Origin of the sequence: Streptomyces viridifaciens (genome assembly GCF_001888885.2) — a bacterium.
GTDB lineage: Bacteria > Actinomycetota > Actinomycetes > Streptomycetales > Streptomycetaceae > Kitasatospora > Kitasatospora aureofaciens.
This window is the reverse complement of sequence record NZ_CP090841.1, coordinates 6,514,847-6,540,678: the sequence shown is the minus strand read 5'-3', so window position 1 is coordinate 6,540,678 and position 25,832 is coordinate 6,514,847. Positions and strand designations below refer to the sequence as shown.

Below are 25,832 nucleotides of genomic sequence, written 5' to 3'. Positions count from 1 at the left end.
CCGTTCTCCGTGCTCAGGGCGGATCGGGACAGCAACGCCGCGCAGTCCCCGGCGGCGAACGTGCCGCCGGACCGATCGGCACGAGCCGCACGCGTCGGCGAGAACTTCACAGTGGCCCGCTGATCCGCGATCTCCCGAGCTGTCGTGACGCTCGTGATGCGGGATTCCGGAAGCGGCTGAATTCGCCTCCGCGGTCCGGCTGTCCATGCGCCGGCTGCCGGTCGGCGGAAAAACTCCACCCCACCATTCCACCCGCCCTGCCCATGGAGTCGCCATGCCCCGAGAACGTGCAGCGCGAGACGTGTCCGCCGTGACGGAATTCCTGCTCTCCCGTGTTTCCGAGCTGTTGGCCGTGCCCGCGAACGCCGTGGACCGCCGGACGCCGATGCACCGGTACGGGCTGGACTCCGCGAAGTCGGTGGCCCTCGCCGCGGCTCTGTCGGAGTTCGTCGGCCGGCCCGTCCCGGCCACCTGGCCGTGGCAGTACCCGAGCGTGGAGGAGTTGGCCCGCGCGGTGGTCGACGGGCCGCCCGCCGCCGAGCCCGCCCCGGACGCCGACCGCCGCGGCGGACGCCGAACGACCGCGAACGAGCCCGTCGCGGTCGTGGGCATCGGCTGCCGGTTCCCCGGCGGACCGGACCCGGCCTCGTTCTGGCGGCTGCTGGTCGAGGGCGGCGACGCCGTCGGACCGGTGCCGGCCGCACGGCGGGAACTGCTCAACGACCGGGTCCGCTGGGGCGGGTTCATCGACGGCATCGACCGCTTCGATCCGCTGTTCTTCGGCATCTCGCCCCGTGAGGCCGTCCAGATGGACCCCCAGCAGCGGCTGATCCTGGAGCTGGCCTGGGAGGCGCTGGAGGACGCGGGCATCGCGCCGCACAGCCTGGTCGGCACCGACACCGGGGTGTTCATGGCCTCCTGCTGGGGCGACTACGCCGCCCTGGCCCACTACCGCGGCCCCGACAGCCAGATCACCCCGCACACCGCGACCGGGATGCACGACGGCATCATCGCCAACCGGGTCTCCTACCTGCTCGGCCTCCAGGGCCCCAGCATGGCGATCGACGCGGCCTGCGCCGGATCCCTGGTCTCGGTGCACGTGGGGTGCCAGTCGATCCAGCTGGGCGAGAGCGACCTGGTGCTCGCCGGCGGCGTGAACCTGAGCTTCGTCTCCGACTACTACACCGCCATGGACCAGATGGGCGCGCTCGCCCCGGACGGCCGCTGCAAGTCCTTCGACGCCCGCGCCAACGGCTACGTCCGCGGCGAGGGCGCCGGTGTCGTCGTGCTCGCCCCGCTGAGCGCCGCCCTGGAGCGCGACCTGCCGGTCTACTGCCTGATCAAGGGCAGCTCCTCCAACAACGACGGCCCGAGCAACGGCATGACGGCGCCCAACCCCCAGGCGCAGGAGAAGATGCTGCGCACCGCGTACCGGCGGGCCGGCATCGCACCCCACCTCGTCGACTACATCGAGTGCCACGGCTCCGCGACCCCCCTCGGCGACCCGATCGAGGCCAACGCCATCGGCGCGGTGCTCGGCGGCGACCGGACGGAGCCGCTGCGGCTCGGCTCGGTCAAGTCCAACGTCGGCCACCTGGAGGCGGCCGCCGGGATCGTCGGCCTGGTCAAGCTGGCGATGTCGGTGCGCAACGGCGTGCTGCCGCCGAGCCTGCACTACAGCGCGCCGAACCCGCAGATCATGTTCGACGAGTACAACCTCACCGTCCAGGACCGGCTGACGCCCTGGCCGCGGCGCTCCGACGCCCGCCGTGGAGGCGTCAGCTCCTTCGGCTTCGGCGGCGCGATCTGCCACGTCGCGGTCGAGGAACTGCCGCGCCCCGAGGCCTCGTTGCTGCTGCTCGCCGCGGACTCCCGGGAGGCGCTGGCCGAACGGGCCCGGGCGCTGCGCGACGAGGACGACCTGCGCGCACTGTGCGCCCGGAAGCCCGGCGAGGGCGCCTTCCGGCTCGCGGCCACCGCCCGCGACATGGCCGAACTCCGGGCCTCCCTCGACGCCTTCGGCAGGGGTGCGACGGCTGACGGGCTCAGCGTCGGGGAGGGCCCCGGACGCAGGCCCCGGGTGGCCTTCCTGTTCTCCGGCAACGGCTCCCAGTGGGTGGGCATGGGCCGGCAGCTGCTCGCCGGCCTGCCCGTGTTCCGCCGGTCGATGATGCGGTCGGACCGGCGGATGCGGGAGCTGCTGGGCTTCTCCCTGGTCGACCAACTGCTCTCCCCCGACGGCCGCCTGGACGACATGGACGTCTTCCAGCCGCTGCTGTTCTCGCTCCAGGTCGCCCTGGCCGACGCCTGGCGCTCGCTGGGGGTGGAGCCGGACGTCGTGGTGGGGCAGAGCGTCGGCGAGTTCGCCGCGGCCCACGTCGCCGGGGCGCTCGGTTTCGACGACGCCTCCCGGCTGGCCGCTCATCACGGCCGGCTGCTCCAGCAGCTGGCCGTCGGGCGGGGCGACGGCATCGTGGTGATGACCGCCGCCGACGAGGTCACGCCGCACCTGACCGGTGGGCTCACCCTCTCCGGCCGCAACGGCCTGCACTCCACGCTGGTCACCGGCACCCCGCAGGAGATCGACGACCTGGTCCAGCGGCTGACCGGGGCGGGCGTCACCAACCACCGGGTACGGATGGGCCACGCCCCGCACTCCCCGCTGGTCGACCACGTGCTCGCCCCGCTGAAGGTCGAACTCGACGGCATCCGGCCGCGGACCGCCCGCATCCCGATGATCTCGACCGTCACCGGCGCGCCCGTCGACGGCGCCGAACTCGGGCCGGACTACTGGGCGGACAACCTGCGCCAAGAGATCCGGGTGGTCGACGCGCTGACCAGGCTGCGCGACCACGACGTCGACGCGGTGGTCGAACTCAGCCCGCACCCGCTGCTGTTGAAGTCGGTGTCGGAGATCCTCCCGGCGACCACCCTGCCCTCGATGCGCCGCGGCGCCGACGAGGCCGCGACCCTGCTCGGCTCGCTCGGCGCGCTGTACGCCGCCGGACTGCCGGTCGCCGCCCACCCGTTCCTGGCCGGCGACCGGGGGCGGCACACCACGCCGAGCCGCGGGGCCGTCGCAGCCGACGAGCGGCTGCACCTGGTGCCCGTCACGGCCCGTACCGCCGAGGCGCTGGCCGACACCTGCCGGGAGCTGTCCAACCACGTCGAGCGCGACCCCGGCCTGCGGGTCTCCGACCTCGCCTACACCCTGGCCGCCCGGCGCAGCCACCACGGCCACCGGATCGCGCTGTTCGCCCGCAACCGGCAGGACGTCCTGGACGGCCTGGCCCGGGTCGCCGCCGGAACGCCGCACCCCGACGTCCTCACGGGTGCGGTCTCCGGCAACATCGACCGGCGGGTGGCGCTGGTGTTCTCCGGCGGCGGCACCCAGTGGGTCGGCATGGGCCGCGAACTGCTGCGCTCGCACGTCGGTTTCCGCAGCTGGATGCAGGCCTGCGACGAGGCCGTGCGGGCGGCCGGCGGCTGCTCGGTGCTGGAGCAGCTGGCCGCCCCGGCCGAACGGGCCCGGTACGAGGAGATGGACTTCCAGCAGCCGGTGCTGTTCGCCCTCCAGGTCTCGCTGGCGAAGGTCTGGCTCGGCCTCGGCATCGAGCCGGCCGCCGTGGTCGGGCACAGCCTGGGTGAGGTCGCGGCCGCCTGCGTCGCCGGGGCGCTCTCGCTGGAGGACGCCGCCCGGGTCGTGGTCGCCCGCTCGCACCTGCTGGAGCGCGAGGCCGCGGTGGGCGCCATGATCTCGGTCGACCTGCCGGAGGCCGAGCTGCTGCCGCGGCTCGCGCCGTACGCCGGGCACGCCGCCGTCGCCGTGGTCAACAGCCCCACCAGCGCGGCGGTCTCCGGCTCCCCCGAGGCGATCGACGCCCTGGAGGCCGAACTCGGGCGGGACGGGATCTCGGTCCGGCGGATCCGGGTCGAACGGCCCGTGCACAGCCCGGGCATGGACCCGCTGATCCAGCCGCTGCGCGCGGCCCTCGACGGCATCGTCCCGCTGCCGCCCGGCATCGACTTCCACTCCACCGCGGTGGCCGGCGCGGTGAACCCGACGGCCGACGTCGACTACTGGGTGCACAACCTGCGCAACCAGGTCCGGTTCGCGGAGACCATCGGCACACTGGTCGACCAGGGCGTCGGCACCTTCGTCGAGATCGGGCCGCACGAGACGCTGCGCGGCGCGGTCGAGGAGATCGCCCTGACCCGCGGCGCCCGGGTGCACGCGATCAACTCGCTGCGGCGCGAGGAGAGCGACCTGCGCTGCCTGCTGGGCGCCGCCGCCTCGCTGTTCGTCCGGGGGCTGCCGCTGACCTTCGACGGGCTGTTCGCCGACGACGTCGAGGTGGTGGAGACCCCGCTCGTCCAGTGGCAGCGGGAGCGCTACTGGATCGACACCGAGCCGCGCACCCCGGCCGTGGAGACCGCGGCCGCGCCCGCGCCCGCCGCCGTCGCGGCGGTGCCCGAGGCCCGGCCCGTGGAGCAGCAGCCGACCGGGAGCCGGCCGGTGGCGGAGGTCGTCCTCGCCGAGCTGGCCGACGCGCTGGGCGTGCCGGTCGGCCGGTTCGACCCGAACGCCAGCCTGCTCGACTTCGGTCTGGACTCGATGCTGGCGATCCGGCTGGTCAACAAGCTGCAGTCGCTGTTCGGGCACCGGGTGTCGCCGGTGGTGTTCCTGGACGGCCGGGCGATCTCCGAGGTGGTCGGCCACTTCGTCGAGCTCACCGCCGGACCGGCCGCCGCGCCGCAGCCGGTGGAGCCGGTGGAGCACGCGCCGGTCGCAGCCCCGGTTCCGGCCGCCGTTCCGGGTCCGCCCGCGGCCGTCGGGGCCGGGCCGGGCCGGACGCTCCCCGACGGCCCGTCCGAACTGTCCGAGCTGTCGGAGCTGTCCGAGCTGTCCGAGCTGTCCGAACTGGACGCCGAGGAGCTGCTCGACGAGCTGGACGCCCGCGGCCTGCTGGAGGCCACCGACGCGCCCGCGCTGGACCAGCTGCGCGCCGAGGGCCTCGGCCTCCGACTGGCACCCGCCTCGCACGGCCAGGCCTCGCTCTGGTTCATGCAGATGGTCTCGCCGGACGCCGTGCCCTACAACTTCATGGTGACGGCCAGGATCCGGGCCGCGGTCGACGAGAAGGCCCTGGAGCGCGCCGTACGGGCCGTCATGCTGCGCCACCCCGCGCTGCGCACCCTCTTCGTGGAGGCCGGCGGCAGCCCGTACCAGGTGATCCTGGACGAGCCGGTGTACGAGTTCCTGGTGGTGGACACCTCCGACCTGGACGACGAGCAGGCCCGCGAGGAGCTGGCCCGGCACGGGCACCGGCCGCTGGACCTGGACAACGGGCCGCTGGTGCGGGTCGTCCTCCTGACCCGCGGGCCGGCCGACCACTACCTGCTGGTGCTCGTCCACCACATCGCCTCGGACGCGGCTTCCGCCGACGTCATGATCCGCGAGCTCCAGGAGTACTACGAGGGCGCCGACCCGGCCGCCGGCCCGCCCGTCGCCCCGTACACCGAGTTCGTCACCCGGGAGCGGCAGTGGCTGGCGAGCCCGGCGGCCGACGCGGCGCTGGACTGGTGGTCGCGGAAGCTGGCCGATCCGCCCGCCCACCTCGACCTGTCCGACAAGGAACGGCCGCCGGGCGTCACCTACGAGGGCCGCGACCTGGCGTTCCGCTGGAGCGCCGAAGAGACCCGCCTGCTGAGGGAGTTCGCGCTGCGCGAGGGCGTGTCGATCAGCACCGTCGTCCTCGCCGGGTTCTTCGCCACACTCAACCGCGCGGTCGGGACGGAGGACTCGGTGCTGGCCACCGCCATCGCCCAACGGGCCGAGCCGGGTTGGGAGTCGGCCATCGGCTACTACCTCAACACGGTGCTGGTCCGGGCGAACCCCGCCGCCGACCGCAGCTTCCGCGAACTGCTGCGCGAGGTCCACGCGTTCTCGCTCGGCCTGCTGGAGCACATGAACTACCCGCTCGACCTGCTGGCCTCGCAGCTGAAGCCGCCGCGCGCCGAGGGCCGCTCCCCGTGGTTCGACGTGGTGGTGAACTGGCTGTCCTCGGACGCCTTCCCCCGCTCCGTCAAGCTCTTCCACGGCGTCGGCAGCACCCTCACTCCCGACGGCGCCCTGCCGCTGGAGCCGCTCCAAGTGCGCAGGCACCTCGCCAAGTTCGACCTGGAGATCTCGATGGCCGACATCGACGGCGAGGTGGCCGGCCACGTCCAGTTCAAACCGAGTTACCTGGAAAGGCACACCGTGACCGCACTGCTCGCGCTGTACCGCAGCGTGCTCTTCGACTCGATCGCCCGACCCGACCTGCCCCTCGGCGGCCTCGCGCCGACCGGCCTGCCCGAGGGGACGGCCCGGTGACCGCGACCCTGCACTCGGAGTTCCTGGAGCAGGCGGTCAAGAGCCCCGACGCGACCGCGGTCTACTCCGACGCCGGAGTCCTGACCTACGGCGAACTCAACGAACGCTCCCGGGAGTTGGCCGAGCAGCTGGCCGCCGCCGGCGCGGCGCCGGGCGTCCCGGTCGGCATCTGCGTCGAGCGCACCCCCGACCTGCTGGTCGGCATCCTGGCGGCCCTGCGCACCGGCGCCTGCTACCTGCCGCTGGACCCCAACTACCCCGCCGACCGGCTGACCTTCATGGTCCGGGACAGCGGCGCCCGCCTGCTGCTCACCACGCCCGGCTCCCGGGCCGCCTGCCCGCCCGGCCCGACCGTGGTCGTGCTGGGCGACGCGGTGACCACCGAGCCGGGCGCCCGGCCCGTACCGGTGGTGCCCGAGGACACCGCGTACGTCATCTACACCTCCGGATCCACCGGCCGGCCGAAGGGCGTGGCCGTCCGGCACGGCGGCTGCACGGCGATGCTCGCCGAGCTGGACCGGGTCCTGGAGGGCTGCGACCTGAGCGGGATCTCGGCGGCGAGCTCGGTCTGCTTCGACATGTCCGTGATGGAGATCTTCAACGCGCTGTGCCGCGGCGGCGCCGTCGTGCTGGTCGAGAGCGCGGTACACCTGGCGGAGAGCCGGTACGCCGACCGGATCACCCACCTGAACGTCGTCCCGTCCGTCATGAACGGCCTGCTGGACGCCGGGGCCCTGCCGCCCAACGTACGCTCGGTGGTGTTCGGCGGTGAGGCGCTGCGCCGCAAGCTGGTGGACCGGACGTACCGGGAGACCGGCGCCGAGCGGGTGTTCAACGCCTACGGCCCCACCGAGGGAACCGTGTTCTGCTCCTTTGGGCCGGTGCCCGCGGACGGGACCGGCGAGCCGACCATCGGCCCGCCGACCACCAGGGTGTACGTGCTCGACGAGCAGCTGCGGCAGGTGCCGGCCGGTGCGTCCGGGGAGCTCTACCTCGGCGGCCCCGGCCTCGCCCACGGCTACGTCAACCGGCCGGGCACCACGGCCGAACGATTCCTCCCCGACCCCTTCCGCAGCGGCGAGCGGATGTACCGCACCGGGGACGTCGTCGAGTTCACCGACGGCGGCGAGCTGCGCTTCCTCGGCCGGACCGACCACCAGGTCAAGCTGCGCGGCTACCGGATCGAGCTGGAGGAGGTCGAGGCCCGGCTGACCGCCTGCCCCGAGGTCCGGGAGGCCGCCGCCGTCGTCCGGGGCAACCGCCTGGTCGGCTACGTCGTGCCCGCGGCCGAGGGCGCCGCGCCGGACCGCCCCCGGCTGGACGCCGCGCTGCAGAGCGCCGTCACCGGCCGGCTCGCCGTCGAACTGCCCGACTACATGGTGCCCGCGACGCTCGTGGTGCTGCCCGCCCTGCCGATCGGCCCCGGCGGGAAGCTCGACCGCAACGCGCTGCCCGAGCCGCCGGCCGCCGGCGCCGACGGGCCGCTCACGGCCGCGAGCACGCCGACCGAGGTGGCCCTGTCGGAGATCTGGGGCCAGCTCCTGGGCCTCGAACCGTCGGCCATCGACGTGCAGTCCGCCTTCTACGACCTCGGCGGCGACTCGCTGCTGCTGGTCCGGCTGGCCCGGCTGATGACCCGACGCTTCGAGCGCCGGGTCCGGGTTCCCGACCTCTTCAGCTTCCGCGACATCTCCTCCCTCGCCCGATGGCTCGACGACGAGAGCGGCGCCACCCCCGAGGTGGTCCGGTCGGCCCGCGAGCGCGCCGGCACCCGTCGCGCCGCGCTGCGCGGCCGCGGCACCGTCGGCCGCTGAGCCGCTGAGCCACCCTCACTCGACAACGGAGCAGGAGCCCCCTCCCATGACCGACAGCCCCCAGCAGGAGTACGACCCGGGCGACGTGGCCGTCATCGGCATGTCCCTACGGGCGCCCGGAGCGCGCACCAAGGAGCAGTTCTGGGACAACCTCGTCCACGGCCGGGAGTCCATCTCCTTCCTGGCCAAGGACGACATCCACGTCGACGAGACGCTGATCCACAGCCCGTTCTACGTCCGGGCGTGCGGCGTCCTCGACACCTACGACAAGTTCGACCCGTCGGTGTTCGGCATCAGCGACCGGATGGCGGCCGCGATGACCCCGGAGAACCGGCTCTTCCTGGAGAGCGCCTGGGAGTCGCTGGAGGACGGCGGCTACGACCCGGACCGGCTCGTCGCCGAGATCGGCATGTACGGCGCCAACAACCCGCAGACCGCCGCGCTCTACAGCTCCCCGCCGGACCGGGTGTCGGTCGGCCCCGAGGCGATCGAGGCCAGCCTGGCGTGGTCGCCGGACACCATGACCTCCAACGCCCTGTACTACATGGGCCTCACCGGCGAGGCCGTCACCGTCGCGGCCGTCTGCGCGGGTTTCCACTACGCGGTGCACCTGGCCTGTCAGTCGCTGCTGCTCGGCCAGACCGACATGGCGATCGCCGGTGGCGCGATGGTCCGGCTGCCGCACCCGCGCGGCCACCTGTGGGAGGAGAACCGCATCCTGTCGAAGGACGGCCACTGCCGCCCGTTCGACGCCAACGGCACCGGCACCGCGCTGTCCAGCGGTGTCGTCACCGTGCTGCTGAAGCCGCTGAACCACGCCGTCGCCGACCGCGACCACGTCTACGCCGTGGTCAAGGGCTCGGCCGTCAACAACAACGGCGTCAGCGCCATGGCGTACGGCCTGGCCCAGCCCGAACGGCTGAGCGCCTGCATCGCGAGCGCCATGGAGGTCGGCGGCGTCGCCCCGGACACCGTCTCCATGTACGAGGCCAACGGCCTGGGCCTGCCGGTGACCGACGAGCTCGAAGTGCACGCCGCGACCATGGCGTTCGGGAAGCAGACCGCGACCACCTCGATCGGCGGGGTCAAGGGCAACGTGGGCCACGGCGGTGTGGTCTCCGGCGGCTTCGGCGCGATCAAGGCCGCACTCGCCCTGTACCACCGGAAGCTCCCGGCGACGATCAACCTGACCGAGGTCAACCCGGACCTCGACTTCCCCGGCACCCCCTTCGTGCCGCAGCTCGAAGGGGCCGACTGGGAGCCGGAGGCGGGCATCCGCCGGGCGGGCATCACCTCGATCGGCGGCGGCGGCTACAACGCCCACCTGCTGCTGGAGGAGGCGCCGACGCCCGCCCGGCGCGCCCCCGAGGTCGAGGGCCGGCCGCGGCTGGCCACCCTGTCCGCCCTGGACGACGACGCCCTGGCCCGGCAGCGCACCCGGCTCCGGGAGTGGCTGGAGGCGAACCCCGGACTCCGCCTGGACGACGTCTGCTTCAGCCTCAACCTCGGCCGCAAGGTGATGCCCCGCCGCTGGGCGGCCGTGGTCCGCAGCCGCGCCGAGCTGATCGCGGCGCTGGCCGACGACGCCCGCGGTCCGGCCACCACGACCGCCGCTGCCCCGCGCACCGACTCCGACGGCTTCTCCCGCACCGACCACGGGATCGTGCCCTCCGGCCGGGACGAGCGGGCGCTCTCCGAGCTGGCCGCCGCCTGGGTCACCGGACGTCAGGTGGACTTCGCCGCCCTGCACGTGGGCGAGGCCAGCCACCGGGTGCCGCTGCCCACCTACCCGTTCCGGCCCCGCCGGTTCTGGCGAACGGACTGGTGAGCATGAGCGCACCGGCTCCGGCACCGGCCACCGTGGACCTGGGCGACCCGGCCACCTTCGCGACCCACGACCTGGACGGGTTCTGGCGCACCCTGCGGGACACCGCGCCCGTGCACTGGAACCCGCCGGTCGACGGCCGTCGCGGCTTCTGGGTGCTCTCCCGCCACGACGACATCCTGACCACCTACCGGGACGACCGGAACTTCACCTCCGAGCGCGGCAACGTCCTCGTCACGCTGCTGGGCGGCGGCGACGCCGGGGCCGGCCGGATGCTCGCCGTCACCGACGGGCACCGCCACCACGAGCTGCGCAAGATCCTCCAACGGGTGCTCTCCCCCAGGGTGCTGGACGAGGTCGCCCGGACCGTCCGGGCCAACACCCGGCAGTGGATCCGCGAGGCCGTCGAGTCCGGCGGCTGCGACTTCGCCCAGCAGATCGCCGCCCGGATCCCGATGACCACCATCTCCAACCTGCTCGGCGTGCCCGGGCAGGACCAGGACCACCTGCTCGGCCTGACGCGGACCGCGCTGTCCACGGACGACGAGGACGTCGACGAGGTCGACTCCGAGATGGCCCGCAACGAGATCCTGATGTACTTCATGGACCTCGTCGAGGAACGGCGCGAGGCACCCGGCGACGACGTGATCAGCATGCTGGTCGCCAGCGCGATCGACGGCGTGCCGCTGACCGACGAGGACGTGGTGCTCAACTGCTACAGCCTGATCATCGGGGGCGACGAGACCAGCCGGCTGACGATGATCGACTGCGTCCGCACCCTCGCCGCCCGGCCCGGGGAGTGGCGGCGCCTCAAGCGGCACGAGGTCGCCGTCGACACCGCGGTGGACGAGGTGCTGCGCTGGGCCTCGCCCACCATGCACTTCGGGCGCAGCGTCGTCCGGGAGACCGAACTGCACGGCGTACGGCTGCGGCCCGGCGAGATCGTCACCCTCTGGCACGCCTCCGGAAACCGGGACGAGCGGGTCTTCGACCGGCCCGGGGTGTTCGACCTCGGCCGGACCCCCAACCGGCACCTGGCCTTCGGCTACGGCCCGCACTTCTGCGTCGGCTCGTACCTGGCCAAGGTGGAGATCGCCGAACTGCTGATCGCCCTGCGGGACTTCACCACCGGTTTCGAGCAGACCGGCGAGGCGCTGCCGATCCGGTCCAACTTCCTCACCGGCTTCTCGACGCTGCCGGTGCGGTTCGAGCCCGATCCCGCCGGGCTGGACGCCCCCGCCGGGCCGAAGGAGTGAGGATGCACATCTACCTGTCAGGGCAGGGCGCGTTCGCCGTGCAGGTCGCGGAGGCGCTGCTGGACGAAGGGCACAAGATCGTCGGCGCGGCCGCCCCCCGGCTGCGCAAGGGACAGTCCGACGAGGGCAACGCGATGTGCTGGGACCGCCTGCGCTCCTGGGCGTACCCCCGGGACATCCCCTGGACGGATTCGGCGGAACTGCGCGCGCGGCACGTCCCGGACGGGGTGGACATCATCCTCGCCGCGCACTCGCATGCCTTCCTCGGCCGCGAGACCCGTGCCCGGGCCGCCGTCGCGGCCATCGGCTACCACCCCAGCCTGCTGCCGCTGCACCGCGGCCGGGACGCGATCCGGTGGACGGTCCGCGACGGCGACAAGGTGACCGGCGGCAGCGTCTACCACCTCACCGAGCGCACCGACGGCGGCCCGATCGCCGCCCAGGAGCACCTGTTCGTGCCGCCGGGCTCGACGGCCCGGAGCCTGTGGCACGACCACCTGGCGCCGCTCGGGGTGCGGCTGCTGGTGAAGGTGGTCACCGACCTGGCCGCCGGCCGGCGGATCGAGGTCCCCCAGGACGAGGCGCTGGCCACCTGGGAGCCGGCGATGGGCGCGCCGCCGCTGTTCAAGCCCGAGCTGATCGCCCTGCCGGGAACGGCGCAGGTCGACGGCAGCCGGTGGGCGCTGCACGAGGGCTGAGGCCGGGTGCCGACCGCCCGGCCCGGGCCGGGCGGTCGGCACCCGGGGTTTCGCCGCGGTGACGGCGCTCGGTCCCGCAGGCGCAGCGCTCAGTCCCGCAGGCGCAGGGTCCACCCCGGCGAACGCCCGTACGCGGCGCGGTACAGGCTCGCGAAGTGGCCGGGGTGGGCGAAGCCCCAGTGCATCGCGATCCCGGTCACCGTGGCGGTCGCCGGGTCGGCGGCCAGCAGGTCCCGGTGGGCCGCGTCCAGCCGCACCCGGCGCAGGTAGCCGAGCGGGGTGGTGTCCAGGTGCCGACGGAAGGCGTACTGCAGCGCCCTCGGGGTGACGAAGGCGGCCGCAGCGATGTCCGCGAGGGAGATCTCCCGGTCCGCGTTCGCCTCGACGAAGGCGATCGCCCGGCGCAGCGTGGCCGGCGTGGCGTCGGTCCGGTCGGCGGGGACGGGATCGGTGCGGCCGGTGTGGGGCAGGGCCGCCAGGGTGGCCGCCGCCAGGTGCTGGGCCGCGGTGGTGAGGAGCAGCTCGTTCCCGTAGGCGGCCGGGTTGTCCAGCACGTGGTCGCGCACGTAGGCGACCGCGGCGCCCAGCTGCCGGTTCGCCGCCTCGTCGACGGTCCGGAGGCCGGTCAGCCGCACCGGCGCGCCCTCGGCGCCGGCCGGCGCCATGGCGTCCAGCAGCGCGGTGTCGAACATCGCGATGGTGTAGCGGGCCGAGCGGACCTCGCCGCGGTACGGGGCGTCCGGCGGGGCGATCAGGAAGGTCTCGCCGGGGCCGAAGACCGTCTCCCCCTGCTCCCCGTCCGCCCCGCTCCGGTCGACGACCGTGCCGGCGTGGATGCTGAGCAGGCACACCCGGCCGAGGCTCTCGGCGTCGTAGGCCATGTCGTAGCCGAAGGAGAGCCGGTCCACGTTGAGCGGGCCCGCCGCCCTGCGGCTTATCCGGGTCCTGGCGTCCGCCGCCGACTTGCCGATCCGCATCGGCGTGTACGCCGTGGACAGGAACTCCTCCGTGGCCTCCGCGCTCGTACTGTCGAAGGACAACTCCTCCACCGTCACCGCCACCCGTCCATCGGCATGCCGCCCCGTCTGCGGGATCGGTGCCGAGGCTACGCGCCACTCGGCGCGACCGAAAGCCGATCACTCGTTCCCTGCCCGCTCCGGCTTCGTTCCGGCGCCCGTCCGGGCAGGTCGCTTCGTTCCCGCAGCTGCGGGCGGGCGTGAGGGTGCACCACGGTGGGACAGCACCCCGCCCGGGTGCGTACCCCACCGGAAGGGCCTCCATGACCCCGCGCAGCACGCCGTCCGCCCGCCGACCGCATCCCGGTCCGGGCATGGGCGCGCAGGTCGCGGCGCTCGCCGCGGAGGCCGAGCGGCAGTTCCGGGACGGCCTGTGGGAACTCGCCGCGCAGGACGCCGCACTGGCCCGGAAGACCGCCGAGGGCCTCGCGCAGGCGCTCGGGGCCGAGACCGGACCGGAGCCGCTGCCGGTCATGGACCGCCTGGAGCGCCTGCGCGAGGCGCTCGCCGTCCTCGCCCTCGGCATCGCCCGCACCCACGGCCAGCTGGCCTGGTTCCTCGCCCGGGCCAGCACCGTATTGGCCCCCGTCCTGTCCTGGCGCTCCCTGCCCGCCGACCGGCGGCAGTCCTTCGGCACCGTCGTACCGGACGCCGAGGCACTCGCCGACGCCGAGGGCGCCGTACGACGGCTGCACGCGGTCCTCATCCGCACCGGTACCGGAGCCGTCCTCCCGCCGAGGCCGGGGGCCGCGCCGGACGGGCTGGGACCGGACGGCCTGGAACCGGACGGCCTGGAACCGGGCGTCGTCGTCTGACCGGGTGGATCCCGGCGTGCGGCCACCGGGCCCAGGGTTCGGGGGCGGATTTCGGGGCACCCGTCCGGTCGTCCGTTCGCTGACGACTCGGACGGGTCCGGACAGCCTCGTAAGGCCCGGACAGCCTCGGAAAGGGAGGAAGCCATGACCACGCGTGACCAGAACGGGACCCAGCCGGACGAACCGACCCAGGAACGGTCCGCCGAGGAGCGTTCGATCACCGCGCCGACCCCGGCCGACGTCCGGGAGAAGGCACGGGGGAAGGTCGGGGACCGGGAACGGTCCGCCGAGGAACGCTCTATCACGGCCCCCACCCCGGCCGACGTCCGCCACAAGGGCGGCACGGACGGCGACGACGACGAACCGGAGCCGCCCGCGGCGGACGCCGTGGCGCCCTGAGGCGGGTCCTCCCCGGGAGGACGTGAATCGCGCCGGTACGGACGGTGGTCCGTACCGGCGCGACCGCGTTCCAGCTGGTCAGTAGTAGTGGCGGCGGCCACCGACAGCGTGCCCGAGGGCCCCCAGGAGCCACAGGATCAGGCCGATGACGACCAGGACGATGCCGATCGTCCACAGGATCGAAATCCCGAGCAGGAAGCCGACGATAAGCAGGATGACGCCGAGGATGATCACGAGGTCCTCCCTGAGGGTCGTGGGGACGGCGGTCGGGAAGGCCGGCTGCGACGCACGGCGTCGGAGCCGCCCCTGGGCGGCGGAGCCGTCACCTCTCCGACCCTGCCCATGACTCGCGTCTACCGCCGCACGAGACAACCAAACCCGCGACCGGCCTCCGACCTCGGCGGCGGTCGTCAGGCGGCCGTGGGGGTGGGATCGACGGCGAACAGGGCGCGGCGCTCCGCCGCGGTCAGCCCGCCCCGGACGCCGTACGGCAACCGCGCCGCGAGCGCGTGCCGGCGGCACTCCACCCGGACCGCGCAGCCCGCGCAGACGGCCTTCGCCGCCGCCTCGCGTTCCTTCGCCTCCTTCGCGGTGGTGCGGTGGGCGGGGGCCGGGAGGAAGGGGACCGCGCCCTCGGAGGTGTGGCAGGCGCCTGCCGGCTGGGGGCTCCGGTGGCGCTCGGGGGCGGCGGGCAGCGGGCGGGAGAGGTCGGCCACGGCGGATCCTTCCGATCGGGGTCGTTGCCCCACTCGTCTAACCGCGTCCCGCGTGTTCATGCCCACGCCCGCCGGACGCCTCCGTCACCGGACAGATCCCGGCGACGGACGCGTCCCCGCGACGGGACGCGTCCCCGCGACGGACCGGGACCGGCGGCGGACCGGTCCGGGCCCGGGCGGGTCAGCGACGGTGGCGGCCCCCGCGCCGGCGGGCGGGCGGGGGCGCCCCCGTGGCCGGGAGGAACAGCCGGGCCGCCTCGCGGCCCAGGTTCACGCCGATCGCGAGGGCCATCGCCGTGGCCGTGGCCCGACCCATCCCGCTGAGTCCGGTCTCCGGTTCGCCTCGGACGAAGGCCAGCATCCCGAAGTACAGCAGCGAACCCGGCAGCAGCGGGCCCAGGGCGGCGGTGACGAACGGCAGCGCGGAACTGCCCCGGTACCGGGCCATCAGCTGGCCGGACAGGCCGACCAGCACGGCGGCCAGCCCGGTCGCCATGATCGGCTCCCCACCGGCGCCGACCAGCACGGCGTACGTCGTCCAGCCGGCCGTGCTGTTGACCAGGACGGCCGGCAGCGTGGCCGCCTCGGTGTTCAGCAGCACCGCGAAGGCCAGGGCGAGCAGGATCGCCGCCGCCAGCTGGAGCGGCGGGTCGGCCAGGGAGGTCGGCACACTCTGGGTGGCGAGGTCGGCGCCGTTGTTGACGCCGACGTAGAGCACCGTCATCACCCCGACGATCACGCCGGCCAGCAGGTACACCACCTCCAGCAACCGCGCGGCGGCGGTGAGGTAGAAGCCCGCGAGGCCGTCCTGCACCGCCGCCACCATCGGCCAGCCGGGCAGCAGGGCGTAGAGCCCGCCGGTGATCACCACCGAGCCGCGCAGGTGCAGTTGGTTGAAGGACAGCAGGATGCCGACCACCGCGGCCGGGGTCGCGGCCGCCGCGATCCGGTAGAACTCCGGTAGGTCGTGCCGCCCCACCAGCGCCGCGAGCCAGTGACCGGCCATCGCCGCCACCACGGCGCTGACGAACACCAGCCAGGCCCGGGCGTCGGACCGGCCGCCGATCAGCAGCGTCGCGGCACCGGCCAGCAGACCGGAGGACACCACCAGGGCCCAGGCCGGGTAGTGGCGGCAGTGCCGGCGCACGGCCCGCAGCCTCCGGTGGGCGGCCTCCACGGCGAGGCCGCCCGCGGTGATCCGGGTGACCAGCCGGAACAGCGCCGCGAGCCCCGCGTAGTCCCCGGCGGGGTGGTGCACCGTCCGCTCGGCCGTCACCGGCGGCTCCCCGGGGCCCTGCTGGTAGGAGATCGCCACCCGGGTGAAGGTGACCTGGGGATCGCAGGGGCCGGCCCGGTACGTCCGCGCCACGGCGAGCATCGCCGCCTCGACCCCCTCCGCGGCCTCCCCGTAGGCCAGCATCAACTCGCCGACCAGCAGGGCCAGATCAACGACGGCGGCGACCTCGGCGGGGGCCGGTGCGCCGTCACGGTCGCGCTTGCCGACACCGACCAGCGGGCGGGCGGAGGTCGGAGTGCGCAGCAGCGGCAGCATCAGGTCGGGCCAGCGCGCCGCCGGATCGACGTCCCGCCCGGGCCCCGGTGGCCCGAGCGGTCTCCCGGGATCGGCCTCCTCGGCGTCGGCGGCCTCGCCGTGCCTGCCCTGCGGCGGCACCCGCCGACCGGCCCGGCCCTCCGACTCGGCCCGCGCGCCCCGCTCCTCGTGTTCCGGCATCGTCGCTCCCTGCATCACCCCCCACTTGGCTACCTTTCGCACCCAGTCGACTACCCGTTGTCATTGATTCGTGAACGTCACGCCCGGCGCACGCCCGCCCGCTTCACGCCCCACCGGCCGCCGGTGGCGGCCGGTGGAGCACCGCCCGGCTGCCCGGGGTGCAGGCCTCGGGGAAGTGCACAGGGCGGGGGCGCCCGCTCGGCGGTCGACCGGGGTGCGTCTGGCGGGAAGCGTCGGACACGCCCTAGGCTCTGACGGATGCGTCCACTTGCCGAGAACGAGATTCGTGAATCCTTCGTCAACTGCTCGAAGGGAGAGGCACGCAGGCTCAGCGTTCCCCGCAACCTGTCCGAACTCCCGTGGGACGACCTGGACTTCCTGGGATGGCGGGATCCGGGCGCACCCGACCGCGGCTACCTGGTCGCCGTACGGGGCGAGGGCCTGGTGGGGATCACGCTCCGCGCGCCGAACGTCCGGCGCAGCCTGACCAAGACCAACGTGTGCTCGCTGTGCATCACCATCCACGGCGGCAGCGGGGTGGCGCTGCTCTCCGCCCGGCGGGCCGGTGCCGCCGGGCGCGAGGGAAACACCGTCGGCACCTACATCTGCGCGGACCTGGGCTGCTCGCTGTACGTGCGCGGCAGGCGCCGGTCGGCGTCGGTGAGCCGGCCGGAGGAGTCCCTGACGCTGGAGGAGCAGGTCTCCCGTACGGTCGCCAACCTGGACGCGTTCGTGGAGCAGGTGCTGCGGACGGCGTGATCCGCCGCCCGCGGCGCCCCGGCGGCCGGTTCAACCGGCCGTCGGGCCCTCCTTGAGCACCCGGGCCACGATGCCGACGGCGGCCGTCACGTCCTCGGCGCTCACCCCGTTGTGGACGACCGCGCGGATCCGGCCGTGGCCGAACTCGGTGACCGCCAGGCCCTGCTGGTGCACCGAGGCCAGGAAGGTGCGCCAGGTGAAGCGTTCGTCGGTGACCTTGAAGATCACGATGTTGGTCTTCACGGTGTCCGGGTCCATCTCCACGCCGGGGATCAGCGCCAGCCCCTCGGCCAGTCGCCGGGCGTTGGCGTGGTCCTCGGCGAGCCGCTCCCGGGTGTCCAGGGCGACCAGGGCGGCGGCCGCCAGCAGTCCGACCTGGCGCATCCCGCCGCCGAGCATCTTGCGCAGCCGGCGCACCTTCCCGACGAACTCCTCGCTGCCGGCCACCATCGAGCCGACCGGCGCGCCGAGCCCCTTGGAGAGGCAGAACTGCACCGAGTCGACGTGCGCGGTGATCTCCGCGACCTCGACCCCGGCGGCGATCGCCGCGTTGACCACCCGGGCGCCGTCCAGGTGCACCGCGACGCCGCGTTCGTCCGCGAAGCGGCGCACCTCGGCGAGGTAGTCGAGCGGCAGCACCGCGCCGCCGCAGCGGTTGTGGGTGTTCTCCAGGCAGATCAGCGAGGGCAGCGCGAACTGCGGGTCGTCCGGGTCGGCGGGGAAGGCGGCGGCGAGGTCGGCCAGCGCGATCGTGCCGTCCGGCCGGTTCGGCACCGGCTCGTAGACGACCCCGCCGCAGACCGAGGCGCCGCCGGCCTCGTACAGCCAGATGTCGCTCTCGGTGCCGACCACGGCCTTGGTTCCGCGCGGCGCGTGGGCCATGACCGAGGCCAGGTTGGCCATGGTGCCGCTGGGGAAGAAGCAGGCCGCCTCCTTGCCGGTCAGTTCGGCGGAGCGGCGTTCGAGCTCGTTGACCGTCGGGTCCTCGCCGTAGACGTCGTCGCCGAGCTCCGCCTCGGTCATTGCGGTGAGCATCTCGGGCGTCGGCAGTGTGAAGGTGTCACTGCGCATCTCGATCACGGCAGGAGGGTCCTCTCGTTGCATGGTGCGTTCGTTCTCACGTGCCCGGGTTCCGGGCGGGGGCGAGCGGTCAGCGCAGCCGGGCGGTCACCGGCAGGTGCTTGATCCCGGCGATGAAGTTGGAGGCCAGGTGCTCGACCGGGCCGGCCGGTTCGAACCGCTCCACCAGCTCGGTGACCTCGGTGAAGAACTCGGCCAGGGCGATCCGGGCGAGCGGCGCGCCGACGCAGTAGTGCGGCCCGAACCCGAAGGCGAGGTGCCGGTTGGGGGTGCGGGCGACGTCGAAGCGGTACGGCTCGTCGAAGACGGACTCGTCCCGGTTCGCCGATCCCAGCCAGGCGACCACCGCCTCACCGGCCCGTACGGGTTCGCCGCCGAGGCGGGTGTCCTCGGTGGCGTAGCGCATCGCGTGGGTGGCCGGGGAGGCCCAGCGCAGGCCCTCCTCGACGGCGGAGGCGACGGTGGCGTCGCCGTCGAGCAGCCGCCGGTACTGCTCCGGGTGCTCCAGGAAGGCGCTCACCGTGGTCGCGATGACGTGCGGGGCGGTGACGTTGGCGCCGAGCAGCACGTTGTAGCAGTTGTAGATCACCTCGTCGAGCCGGATCGTCCGGTCCGCGACGGTGAGCTGCTGGAGCAGGCCGATCAGGTCCTGGCGCGGAGTGCGCGCGGCCGCCACCTCGGCGAAGTAGTCGAAGAGTTCGTGGTGGGCGGAGACCAGCTGGTGGCCGCCGGAGTCGTCCCGGGAGGACGGGTCGGCGGGGGCGATCGCGATCGTGGTGAGCCTGGTCAGTTCGGGCCAGTCGGCCTCGGGCAGGCCCATCAGTGCGCCGGTGAACATCATCGGGAAGGCCGTCATCGCGGCCGCCAGGTCCCAGGGTTCGCCGCCCGTCAGCGGCTCCAGCAGCAGCCGGGCCATCCGGCGGACGGCCGGGCGGCGGGCGGCGAGTTCGCGCGCGGAGAGCGCCTGGGCGACGGGGCGGCGCAGGTAGCCGTGGACCGGCGGGTCGCTGGCGACCATCATCCGGTCGGCCGCCGGGTCCTGCTCGCCGAGGACGGACAGCATGTTGCCGCGCCGCGAGGTGTACCGCGCGTGGTCGCGCAGGACGGTGCTGGTCTCGGCGTGCGTGGTGACGGAGACGTAGGTGCGGCCGCCGGGCACGGCGAGCCTGGTCACCGGGGCCTTGTGCCGGTAGTGCCGCCAGACGGCGTGCGGGTCGCCGGTGGCGTAGAAGTGGGGGTCGCTGAGGTCCGTGCGTTCGGGGTCGTGCTCCGGCGCGCCGCCGGGGACGGTGATCCTCACTGCGCGGCCCCGGGGGCGGCCGGTGCCTGCGCGGCGCTCGATGCCGGTGCGACGGCCGGTGGCTGTGCAGCGGCCGGAACCGACCGGGCATCGGTGGCCGGTTCCGACCGCTGGGTCCTGATGTGTTCCGCCAGCCCGGCCACGGTGGGGTTGAGGTAGAAGGCCCGGGCCCGGATCACCGCCCCGAACTCGGCGGTGATCTCCCGGGTGATCCGGCTGGCGGTCAGCGAGTGCCCGCCGAGGTCGAAGAAGTCGTCGTCGACACCGACCGGTTCGACGTCGAGGATCTCCTGCCAGAGCACGGTGAGCCGGCGCTCGATCCGGTCGCCGGGCGCGCGGTAGGGCACCTCGCCGTCCGGGCGGGTCCGGCCGCGCCGGGCGGCGAGGGCGGCCCGGTCGACCTTGCCGTTGGCCTTGAGCGGCAGCCGGTCGACCCAGACCAGGGCGGAGGGGATCATCGTGGCCGGGAGGTCCTCGGCGAGGCCCCGGCGCAGTTCGACCGAGGAGACGGCGTACGGGCCGCTGTAGAAGGCGACCAGCCGGCGGTCGCCGGGGCCGTGGTCCTGGAGGACGACGGCGGCGTCCTGGACGTCCGGGTGGCGGCGAAGCCGGGCCTCGATGTCGTCGGACTCGATCCGGACGCCGTTGACCTTGAGCTGCCCGTCGGCGCGCCCGGCGAATTCGAAGGCGCCGTCCGGGGCGCGCAGGGCGAGGTCGCCGGTGTCGTACATCCTGGCGCCGGGGGTGCTCGCGTACGGGTCGGGGAGGAAGCGGTCGGCGGTCAGGCCGGGCAGTCCGAGGTAGCCGTGGGCGAGGCCGGCGCCGTTGACGAAGAGCCGGCCCACGGTGCCGTCGGGCACCGGGTCCAGCCGCTCGTCGAGGACGACCATGCCGGTGCCGTCGATCGGTCCGCCGATCGGGACGCCGCGCGCGCCGAGCGGTTCGCGGACGGGGTGGGTGCTGGTGAAGGTGGTGTTCTCGGTGGGGCCGTAGGCCGCCGACAGCAGGGTGCCGGGGAGGGCGGCGGCGGCGCGGTCGACGAGTTCGGCGGAGAGAACCTCGCCGCCGGTGTACAGCGCCCGCAGGGCGGGCAGGTCGCTCAGTCCGGCCTCCACCGCCTGGTGGAACAGGGCCGTGGTGAGGAACAGCACGGTGGTGCCGGTGTCGCGGACGGTCTTGACGATCTCCGCCGGTCCGAGCCGGCCGGCCGGGGCGAGGGCCAGGCAGCCGCCGTTCAGCAGGGCGCCCCAGATCTCCAGGGTGGAGGCGTCGAAGGCGACCGGGGCGAGCTGGAGGAAGACGTCGTCGGTCCGGGCGCCCAGGAAGGCGGCGTCCAGGACCAGGCGCAGTACGGCCCGGTGCGGCACGCAGACGCCCTTGGGGCGGCCGGTGGAGCCCGAGGTGTAGGCGACGTAGGCGAGGTCCTCGGGGGTCTGCTCGACCGTGGGCGCGCAGGCTCCGGCGCCCCGGGTGTCCTGGATGTCCAGGGACGGGAACTCCCCGTCCACCCCGGCCCGTTGGGGATCGTCGGTGACCACCAGCGCGACCTCGGCGTCGCCCAGGACGGTGCGCAGCCGGGCCACCGGGTCGCCCGGGTCGACGGCGACGTACGCGGCACCCGCCTTGAGGATGCCGAGCAGGGCGACGATCAGCCGGGGCGATCGCTCCAGCAGGACGCCGACCCGGTCGCCGCGGCGCACGCCGCGCCCGTGCAGCCGGGCGGCGAGGGCGTCGGCGGCCGCGTCCAGTTCGGCGTAGCGGAGGTCTCCGGCCTCGCTGCGGACGGCGGTCGCCTCCGGGGAGGCCGCCGCGACGGCGGAGAAGCGGCTCGCGAGGGTCCACCCCTGCCGGGGATCCGACTCGGTCGTGCTCGGTGATTCCAACATGGTGCGGTCGCGGATCCCTTCGCGCGAAACCTTGCCCTTGTCAGTTCTTGACGATAAGTCAGTGAATGGAGTTCGGATTGCCGGAAACGAACTCTTTTGCCGAGTCGTCGACTTGGGATGCGGCTATGCCACCTCGAACGCTTCGGATGCTATTCAGCGTGACGATGCGCCGTCAAGGGTGAACCCGATCCACATCCCCGTCAGAAGGTCAACGCCCCACCCGGGATCGGGATTTCCCCCATTTGCTTGCACAGCCGGTGGGGCAGCTCCTACTGTCATGGAGTGATCAGGAGCCGCGGCAACGTGCTGCCCTGACCACCGCCATCGGTCGACCGGACTGATCGTCGACCCCGACAGGCCATCCCCAAAAGGGAGAGAGCAGGGAAGTCCGTGGGTGAGCGGCAACGTTCCGGCGTGGTCGCCGGGACCGGCATCGTCGACGTGGCCGGAATCGGCTTCGGCCCCTCGAACCTGGCCCTCGCGGCCGCCATCGCGGAGATCGCCGGCGAGGCACCGGTGAGCGCGCGCTTCTTCGAGGCCCAACCGCGCTTCGGCTGGCACCGGGGCATGCTGATCGAGGGCGCGACCATGCAGGTCTCGTACCTCAAGGACCTGGTGACCATGCGGAATCCGACCAGTCCGTACTCGTTCCTGTGCTATCTGCAGGCCAGGGGCCGACTGGCGGACTTCATCAACACCAAGTCCCCCTACCCGCTGCGGGTGGAGTTCCACGACTACCTGGAGTGGGTCGCGGAGAGCTTCACGGACCTCGTCTCGTACGGGGCGCGGGTGGTGTCGGTCGAGCCGGTCAGCGCCGAGCAGGGGGTCGAGTTCCTCGACGTGCACTTCGTCGCCCCCGACGGCACCCGGCAGGTCCAGCGCGCCCGCAACCTGGTGATAGCCGCCGGGATCGAGCCGCGGCTGCCCGCCGGCCTGCCGGCCTCGCCCCGGATCTGGCACACCGCCAAGTTCCTTCCTGAGGTGGACCGGATCGCCCGGCAGGACCCGCGCTCCTTCGTCGTGCTGGGCTCGGGCCAGAGCGCCGCGGAGGCGGTCGAGCACCTGCACGCGCGTTTCCCGCGGGCGCAGGTCCACTCGGTGCACGCCCGGTACGGCTTCAGTGTCGCCGACGACAGCCCGTTCGCGAACCAGGTGTTCAACCCCGAGGCGGTGGACCGTTTCCACACCGCGCCCGACGACGTCCGGCAGCGCCTCATCGATTATCACGCTTCCACCAACTACTCGGTGGTGGACGCCGATCTTCTGCACTCGCTGTTCCAGCAGGCCTATCTGGAAAAGGTGGCCGGAAATCCCCGGCTGAATTTCCACAACGTCTCCCGCGTGAGCGAAGTGACGGAAACTCCGGACGGCCTGCGGATCGACGTCGAATCGCTGTCCTCGGGCACCAGCACCGTCATCGAGGCGCAGGCGCTGGTGTGCGCGACCGGATACACCCGCACCGATCCGGCCGTCTTCCTGGACGGTCTGCTGCCGCACTGCCCGCTGGACGACCAGGGCCGGCTGCGGCTCGACCGGGAGCACCGGGTGGTCACCGACGAGAGCGTGCGGTGCGGGATCTACGTCCAGGGCTTCGGCGAGCACAGCCACGGGCTCTCCGAGACCCTGCTCTCCCTGTCCGCGGTCCGGGCCGGCGAGATCGGCGACATGCTCGTCAAGGCGTTGTCCGGCTGACCCGCGGCGCCGCTCACCCGCCGATCCCACTGCTCCCGCCGACCCCGCTGACATTGAGGAGGACGAGTGTTCACGCCGAAGCTCTACCAGGTGGACGGCGACGACTGGCCGCTGCGGATCATCGAGCGGCACCCGCTCGCGGTGCTGGTCAGCAACGGGGACCCGGTGCCGAACGCCACCCACGTCCCGGTGATCGCACCGCCCGACGCCGCGCCCGAGGACGCCCTGTCGGGCATGCGGCTGTGGGCGCACCTGACCCGGGCGAACCCGCACTGGCAGCAGCTGGCCGCCGCCGGCGGCGGCCCGGCGAAGCTCGTCTTCCACGGCCCGAACGGCTACGTCACCCCGAGCCTGTACTCGGCCGACATGGTCGCGCCGACCTGGAACTACGTGGCGGTCCATCTGGAGGGCACGGTCGAACTGGCCGGGGACGACGAGACCCTGGCGATCGTCCACACCACCGCCCAGACGCTGGAGGACCGGTTCGGGGACGGGATGGCGCTCGCGCCCTCGCTGGAGTACCACCGGCAGATCGTCGGCGCGGTCGGCGGCCTCTTCTTCACGGTGACCAAGGTCGACGTGATGTTCAAGCTGAGCCAGGAGAAGGACCCCGAGGTCCAGCAGCGGGTCCTGGACCGCTTCGCCGCCAGCGGCTCGGGGCTGCACCGCGAGGTGGCCGACACCATGCGCGCCCTGCGGCTGGGCGGCAGCGCCGGGTGAGCTGGGCAGCAGGGCGGTGCGAAGGGCCCGGGGCGGTGGGCACCGCCCCGGGTCCTTCGGCGTCCGCGCGGGGCTCCACGGCCCGGGGCCGGTCAGTCCCGGGCGGTCTCCATGGCCCGCCGCAGGCTGAGCGGACGCATGTCGGTCCACACCAGGGACACGTGGTCCAGGCACTCCTGGCGGGTGCCCTCGAAGCCCTCCGCCCGCCAGCCGGCCGGGACGTCCCGCTCGGTCGGCCAGACGGAGTACTGCTCCTCGTCGTTGAGGACCACCAGGTACCGGCGGTCGTCGTCGAGCTCGCTCATGTGCATGCCCTTCCAGGGATTCAGGTGCCTTCGGGGGGAACCTGGGGAGTGTCTAGACGGTGGCGTAGCCGGGCAGGGGGAACTTGGCCGCCAGTTCGGCGACCTGGGAGGAGACCGAGTAGCGGACGTCGTCGGGCAGTCGGTAGGCGCGCGGGCCGAGCGGGGTGACGGCGGACAGCACGGTGTCGATCAGCTCGGCGCAGCGCGCCGCCTCGGCCCCGGACATCCCGCGGTGCGCGGCGCTGTTGGAGCCGAGCCGGACGCCGCCGCCGACCAGCGGCGGAGTGGTGTCACCGGGCACCCGGTTCTTGTTGACCACGATCCCGCACTCCTCCAGCGCCTCCTCGGCCACCAGGCCGCTGAGGCCGCGGGCGCGCAGGTCCACCAGGACGGTGTGGTTGTCCGTCCCGCCGGAGACGATCGGGTAGCCCCGCTCGACGAGTTCGGCCGCCATGCCGCGGGAGAAGGCGACGATCCGCTCCGTGGTGGCCGCGAAGGCCGGGGTGGCCACGATCGCCAGGGCCCGGGCCTTCGCCGCGATGCTGTTGAGCGCGGGGGCGCCCTGGTAGTACGGGAAGATCGCGCGCTGGAGGAAGGCGGTGAGGTCGCCGTTGCCCTTGGGCGCCGGGGCGTCGTGGTCCCGGCCGACCAGGATCAGCCCGCCGCGCGGGCCGAACAGCTGCTTGTGGGTGCAGGCGGTGGTGATGTGGGCGTGGTCGACCGGGCTCGGGTGCAGGCCGGTCGCGACCAGCCCGGCGACGTGCGAGATGTCGGCCATCAGGTAGGCGCCGACCTCGTCGGCGACGGCCCGGAAGCGGGCGAAGTCGACGATCCGGCTGTAGGCCGTCGCCCCGCAGATGATCACCTTGGGGCGGTGCTCCCGGGCCAGCTCGGCCACCTGGCCGTAGTCGATCAGCCCGTTGGCGTCCAGCCCGTAGCCGACGGCGTCGAAGTACTGCCCCGCGTACGCGGCGGGGCTGCCGTGGGTCAGGTGGCCGCCCTCGGCCAGGTTCATCCCGAGCAGGGTGTCCCCCGGGTCGAGCAGGGCGGAGAGCACGGCGTAGTTGGCGGTGGTCGCCGAGTGCGCCTGGACGTTGGCGTAGCGGGCGCCGAAGACGCTCATGGCGCGCTCGATCGCCAGGCTCTCGATGTCGTCGATGACACCGCAGCCGGCGTGGTAGCGGCGGCCGGGGTAGCCCTCCGCGGTCACGTTCACCGCGGTGGAGGCCTGGGCGGCCAGCACCGAGGGGTCGACCACGCTGGAGGAGGCCACCAGCGACAGGGTGGCGTTCTGCCGGGCCTGCTCGCGGGCCAGCACCCGGTGGAGCACCGGGTCGTCGACGGCGAGCCGCTCGGCGCCCGCGACCAGCAGGTCGCGCACCGGGTCCTCGGCGTCGTCGGAGTCCTCCGCGGCGGGGCCGGAGGCGGGTAGGGCTGTCATGG

The 25,832-nt window shown here is 73.6% G+C and carries 19 protein-coding genes; 10 read left to right on the top strand and 9 right to left on the bottom strand.

Annotated elements, in window-relative coordinates; all coding sequences use genetic code 11:
• Nucleotides 1–301: 301 nt before the first annotated feature.
• From BOQ63_RS36570 to BOQ63_RS36550, 5 genes are read left to right on the top strand one after another with little or no spacing between them, the layout of a single operon-like run.
• Nucleotides 302–6,376, top strand: a complete 6,075-nt coding sequence (locus BOQ63_RS36570; RefSeq protein WP_499504747.1) for an acyltransferase domain-containing protein — start codon at nt 302–304, stop codon at nt 6,374–6,376.
• Nucleotides 6,373–8,190: a non-ribosomal peptide synthetase gene (locus BOQ63_RS36565; protein WP_150476252.1), complete on the top strand. Its 1,818-nt coding sequence runs from the start codon at nt 6,373–6,375 to the stop codon at nt 8,188–8,190. The genes BOQ63_RS36570 and BOQ63_RS36565 overlap by 4 nt, the downstream gene beginning before the upstream one ends.
• Before the next feature lie 46 nt (nt 8,191–8,236).
• On the top strand, nt 8,237–10,018 hold the full coding sequence (locus BOQ63_RS36560; protein WP_030550846.1) for a beta-ketoacyl synthase N-terminal-like domain-containing protein: 1,782 nt from the start codon (nt 8,237–8,239) through the stop codon (nt 10,016–10,018).
• A 2-nt stretch (nt 10,019–10,020) separates the two neighbouring features.
• Nucleotides 10,021–11,271 (top strand): cytochrome P450, encoded by a 1,251-nt coding sequence (locus tag BOQ63_RS36555; RefSeq protein WP_030550851.1) that lies wholly within the window; start codon nt 10,021–10,023, stop codon nt 11,269–11,271.
• Nucleotides 11,272–11,273: 2 nt separating this feature from the next.
• Nucleotides 11,274–11,969, top strand: a complete 696-nt coding sequence (locus BOQ63_RS36550; protein WP_030550852.1) for a formyltransferase family protein — start codon at nt 11,274–11,276, stop codon at nt 11,967–11,969.
• 89 nt (nt 11,970–12,058) lie between these two features.
• Here the strand turns inward: BOQ63_RS36550 and BOQ63_RS36545 are convergent, their stop codons facing one another.
• The gene (locus tag BOQ63_RS36545) at nt 12,059–13,030 is read right to left on the bottom strand and encodes a helix-turn-helix transcriptional regulator (RefSeq protein ID WP_223886139.1); all 972 of its coding nucleotides are present in this window, start codon (nt 13,028–13,030) and stop codon (nt 12,059–12,061) included.
• A 218-nt stretch (nt 13,031–13,248) separates the two neighbouring features.
• On the opposite strand from BOQ63_RS36545, the gene BOQ63_RS36540 reads away from it, so the two are divergent.
• Nucleotides 13,249–13,800, top strand: a complete 552-nt coding sequence (locus BOQ63_RS36540; protein WP_072655700.1) for a hypothetical protein — start codon at nt 13,249–13,251, stop codon at nt 13,798–13,800.
• A gap of 144 nt (nt 13,801–13,944) precedes the next feature.
• A complete protein-coding gene (locus tag BOQ63_RS36535) occupies nt 13,945–14,199 on the top strand; it encodes a hypothetical protein (protein ID WP_072655699.1) in 255 nt (84 codons plus the stop codon).
• A gap of 78 nt (nt 14,200–14,277) precedes the next feature.
• On the opposite strand, the gene BOQ63_RS36530 is transcribed toward BOQ63_RS36535, so the two are convergent.
• From BOQ63_RS36530 to BOQ63_RS36520, 3 genes are all read right to left on the bottom strand, one after another.
• On the bottom strand, nt 14,278–14,433 hold the full coding sequence (locus tag BOQ63_RS36530; RefSeq protein WP_094742860.1) for a DUF6131 family protein: 156 nt from the start codon (nt 14,431–14,433) through the stop codon (nt 14,278–14,280).
• A 176-nt stretch (nt 14,434–14,609) separates the two neighbouring features.
• Nucleotides 14,610–14,915: a WhiB family transcriptional regulator gene (locus BOQ63_RS36525; protein ID WP_030283604.1), complete on the bottom strand. Its 306-nt coding sequence runs from the start codon at nt 14,913–14,915 to the stop codon at nt 14,610–14,612.
• A gap of 181 nt (nt 14,916–15,096) precedes the next feature.
• Nucleotides 15,097–16,647, bottom strand: coding sequence for a threonine/serine exporter family protein (locus tag BOQ63_RS36520; protein ID WP_191093623.1), 1,551 nt, complete (start codon nt 16,645–16,647; stop codon nt 15,097–15,099).
• Nucleotides 16,648–16,905: 258 nt separating this feature from the next.
• Here BOQ63_RS36520 and BOQ63_RS36515 point away from each other — a divergent pair, with 258 nt between their 5' ends.
• The gene (locus BOQ63_RS36515; RefSeq protein ID WP_030283600.1) at nt 16,906–17,406 is read left to right on the top strand and encodes an FBP domain-containing protein; all 501 of its coding nucleotides are present in this window, start codon (nt 16,906–16,908) and stop codon (nt 17,404–17,406) included.
• Between the two features lie 30 nt (nt 17,407–17,436).
• Here the strand turns inward: BOQ63_RS36515 and BOQ63_RS36510 are convergent, their stop codons facing one another.
• The 3 genes from BOQ63_RS36510 to BOQ63_RS36500 all read right to left on the bottom strand — a co-directional run bounded on the left by BOQ63_RS36510 (nt 17,437) and on the right by BOQ63_RS36500 (nt 21,672).
• Nucleotides 17,437–18,477, bottom strand: coding sequence for a GntG family PLP-dependent aldolase (locus BOQ63_RS36510; RefSeq protein WP_223886319.1), 1,041 nt, complete (start codon nt 18,475–18,477; stop codon nt 17,437–17,439).
• A 79-nt stretch (nt 18,478–18,556) separates the two neighbouring features.
• Nucleotides 18,557–19,786 (bottom strand): cytochrome P450, encoded by a 1,230-nt coding sequence (locus tag BOQ63_RS36505; protein ID WP_030283598.1) that lies wholly within the window; start codon nt 19,784–19,786, stop codon nt 18,557–18,559.
• Nucleotides 19,783–21,672: a non-ribosomal peptide synthetase gene (locus BOQ63_RS36500; protein ID WP_072655697.1), complete on the bottom strand. Its 1,890-nt coding sequence runs from the start codon at nt 21,670–21,672 to the stop codon at nt 19,783–19,785. The genes BOQ63_RS36505 and BOQ63_RS36500 overlap by 4 nt, the downstream gene beginning before the upstream one ends.
• Before the next feature lie 390 nt (nt 21,673–22,062).
• On the opposite strand from BOQ63_RS36500, the gene BOQ63_RS36495 reads away from it, so the two are divergent.
• The gene (locus BOQ63_RS36495; protein WP_167395824.1) at nt 22,063–23,364 is read left to right on the top strand and encodes a lysine N(6)-hydroxylase/L-ornithine N(5)-oxygenase family protein; all 1,302 of its coding nucleotides are present in this window, start codon (nt 22,063–22,065) and stop codon (nt 23,362–23,364) included.
• A 66-nt stretch (nt 23,365–23,430) separates the two neighbouring features.
• Complete coding sequence (locus BOQ63_RS36490) at nt 23,431–24,084, top strand: FMN-binding negative transcriptional regulator (protein WP_046386483.1); 654 nt, start codon at nt 23,431–23,433, stop codon at nt 24,082–24,084.
• Nucleotides 24,085–24,176: 92 nt separating this feature from the next.
• On the opposite strand, the gene BOQ63_RS36485 is transcribed toward BOQ63_RS36490, so the two are convergent.
• Nucleotides 24,177–24,389 carry an MbtH family protein gene (locus tag BOQ63_RS36485; protein WP_030283593.1) on the bottom strand — a complete coding sequence of 71 codons (213 nt, stop codon included), beginning with the start codon at nt 24,387–24,389 and terminating at the stop codon, nt 24,177–24,179.
• Between the two features lie 52 nt (nt 24,390–24,441).
• Nucleotides 24,442–25,830, bottom strand: a complete 1,389-nt coding sequence (gene glyA, locus BOQ63_RS36480) for a serine hydroxymethyltransferase (protein ID WP_078867289.1) — start codon at nt 25,828–25,830, stop codon at nt 24,442–24,444.
• Nucleotides 25,831–25,832 lie beyond the last annotated feature (2 nt).

What these genes read in the sequence shown, in the direction of transcription:
- BOQ63_RS36550 (WP_030550852.1), top strand. Translation starts at nt 11,274, where the DNA reads ATGCACATCTACCTGTCAGGGCAGGGCGCGTTCGCCGTGCAGGTCGCG.
- BOQ63_RS36560 (WP_030550846.1), top strand. Translation starts at nt 8,237, where the DNA reads ATGACCGACAGCCCCCAGCAGGAGTACGACCCGGGCGACGTGGCCGTC.
- BOQ63_RS36515 (WP_030283600.1), top strand. Translation starts at nt 16,906, where the DNA reads ATGCGTCCACTTGCCGAGAACGAGATTCGTGAATCCTTCGTCAACTGC.
- BOQ63_RS36510 (WP_223886319.1), bottom strand. Translation starts at nt 18,477, where the DNA reads ATGCGCAGTGACACCTTCACACTGCCGACGCCCGAGATGCTCACCGCA.
- BOQ63_RS36520 (WP_191093623.1), bottom strand. Translation starts at nt 16,647, where the DNA reads ATGCCGGAACACGAGGAGCGGGGCGCGCGGGCCGAGTCGGAGGGCCGG.
- glyA (WP_078867289.1), bottom strand. Translation starts at nt 25,830, where the DNA reads ATGACAGCCCTACCCGCCTCCGGCCCCGCCGCGGAGGACTCCGACGAC.
- BOQ63_RS36540 (WP_072655700.1), top strand. Translation starts at nt 13,249, where the DNA reads ATGACCCCGCGCAGCACGCCGTCCGCCCGCCGACCGCATCCCGGTCCG.
- BOQ63_RS36500 (WP_072655697.1), bottom strand. Translation starts at nt 21,672, where the DNA reads ATGTTGGAATCACCGAGCACGACCGAGTCGGATCCCCGGCAGGGGTGG.
- BOQ63_RS36535 (WP_072655699.1), top strand. Translation starts at nt 13,945, where the DNA reads ATGACCACGCGTGACCAGAACGGGACCCAGCCGGACGAACCGACCCAG.
- BOQ63_RS36485 (WP_030283593.1), bottom strand. Translation starts at nt 24,389, where the DNA reads ATGAGCGAGCTCGACGACGACCGCCGGTACCTGGTGGTCCTCAACGAC.
- BOQ63_RS36555 (WP_030550851.1), top strand. Translation starts at nt 10,021, where the DNA reads ATGAGCGCACCGGCTCCGGCACCGGCCACCGTGGACCTGGGCGACCCG.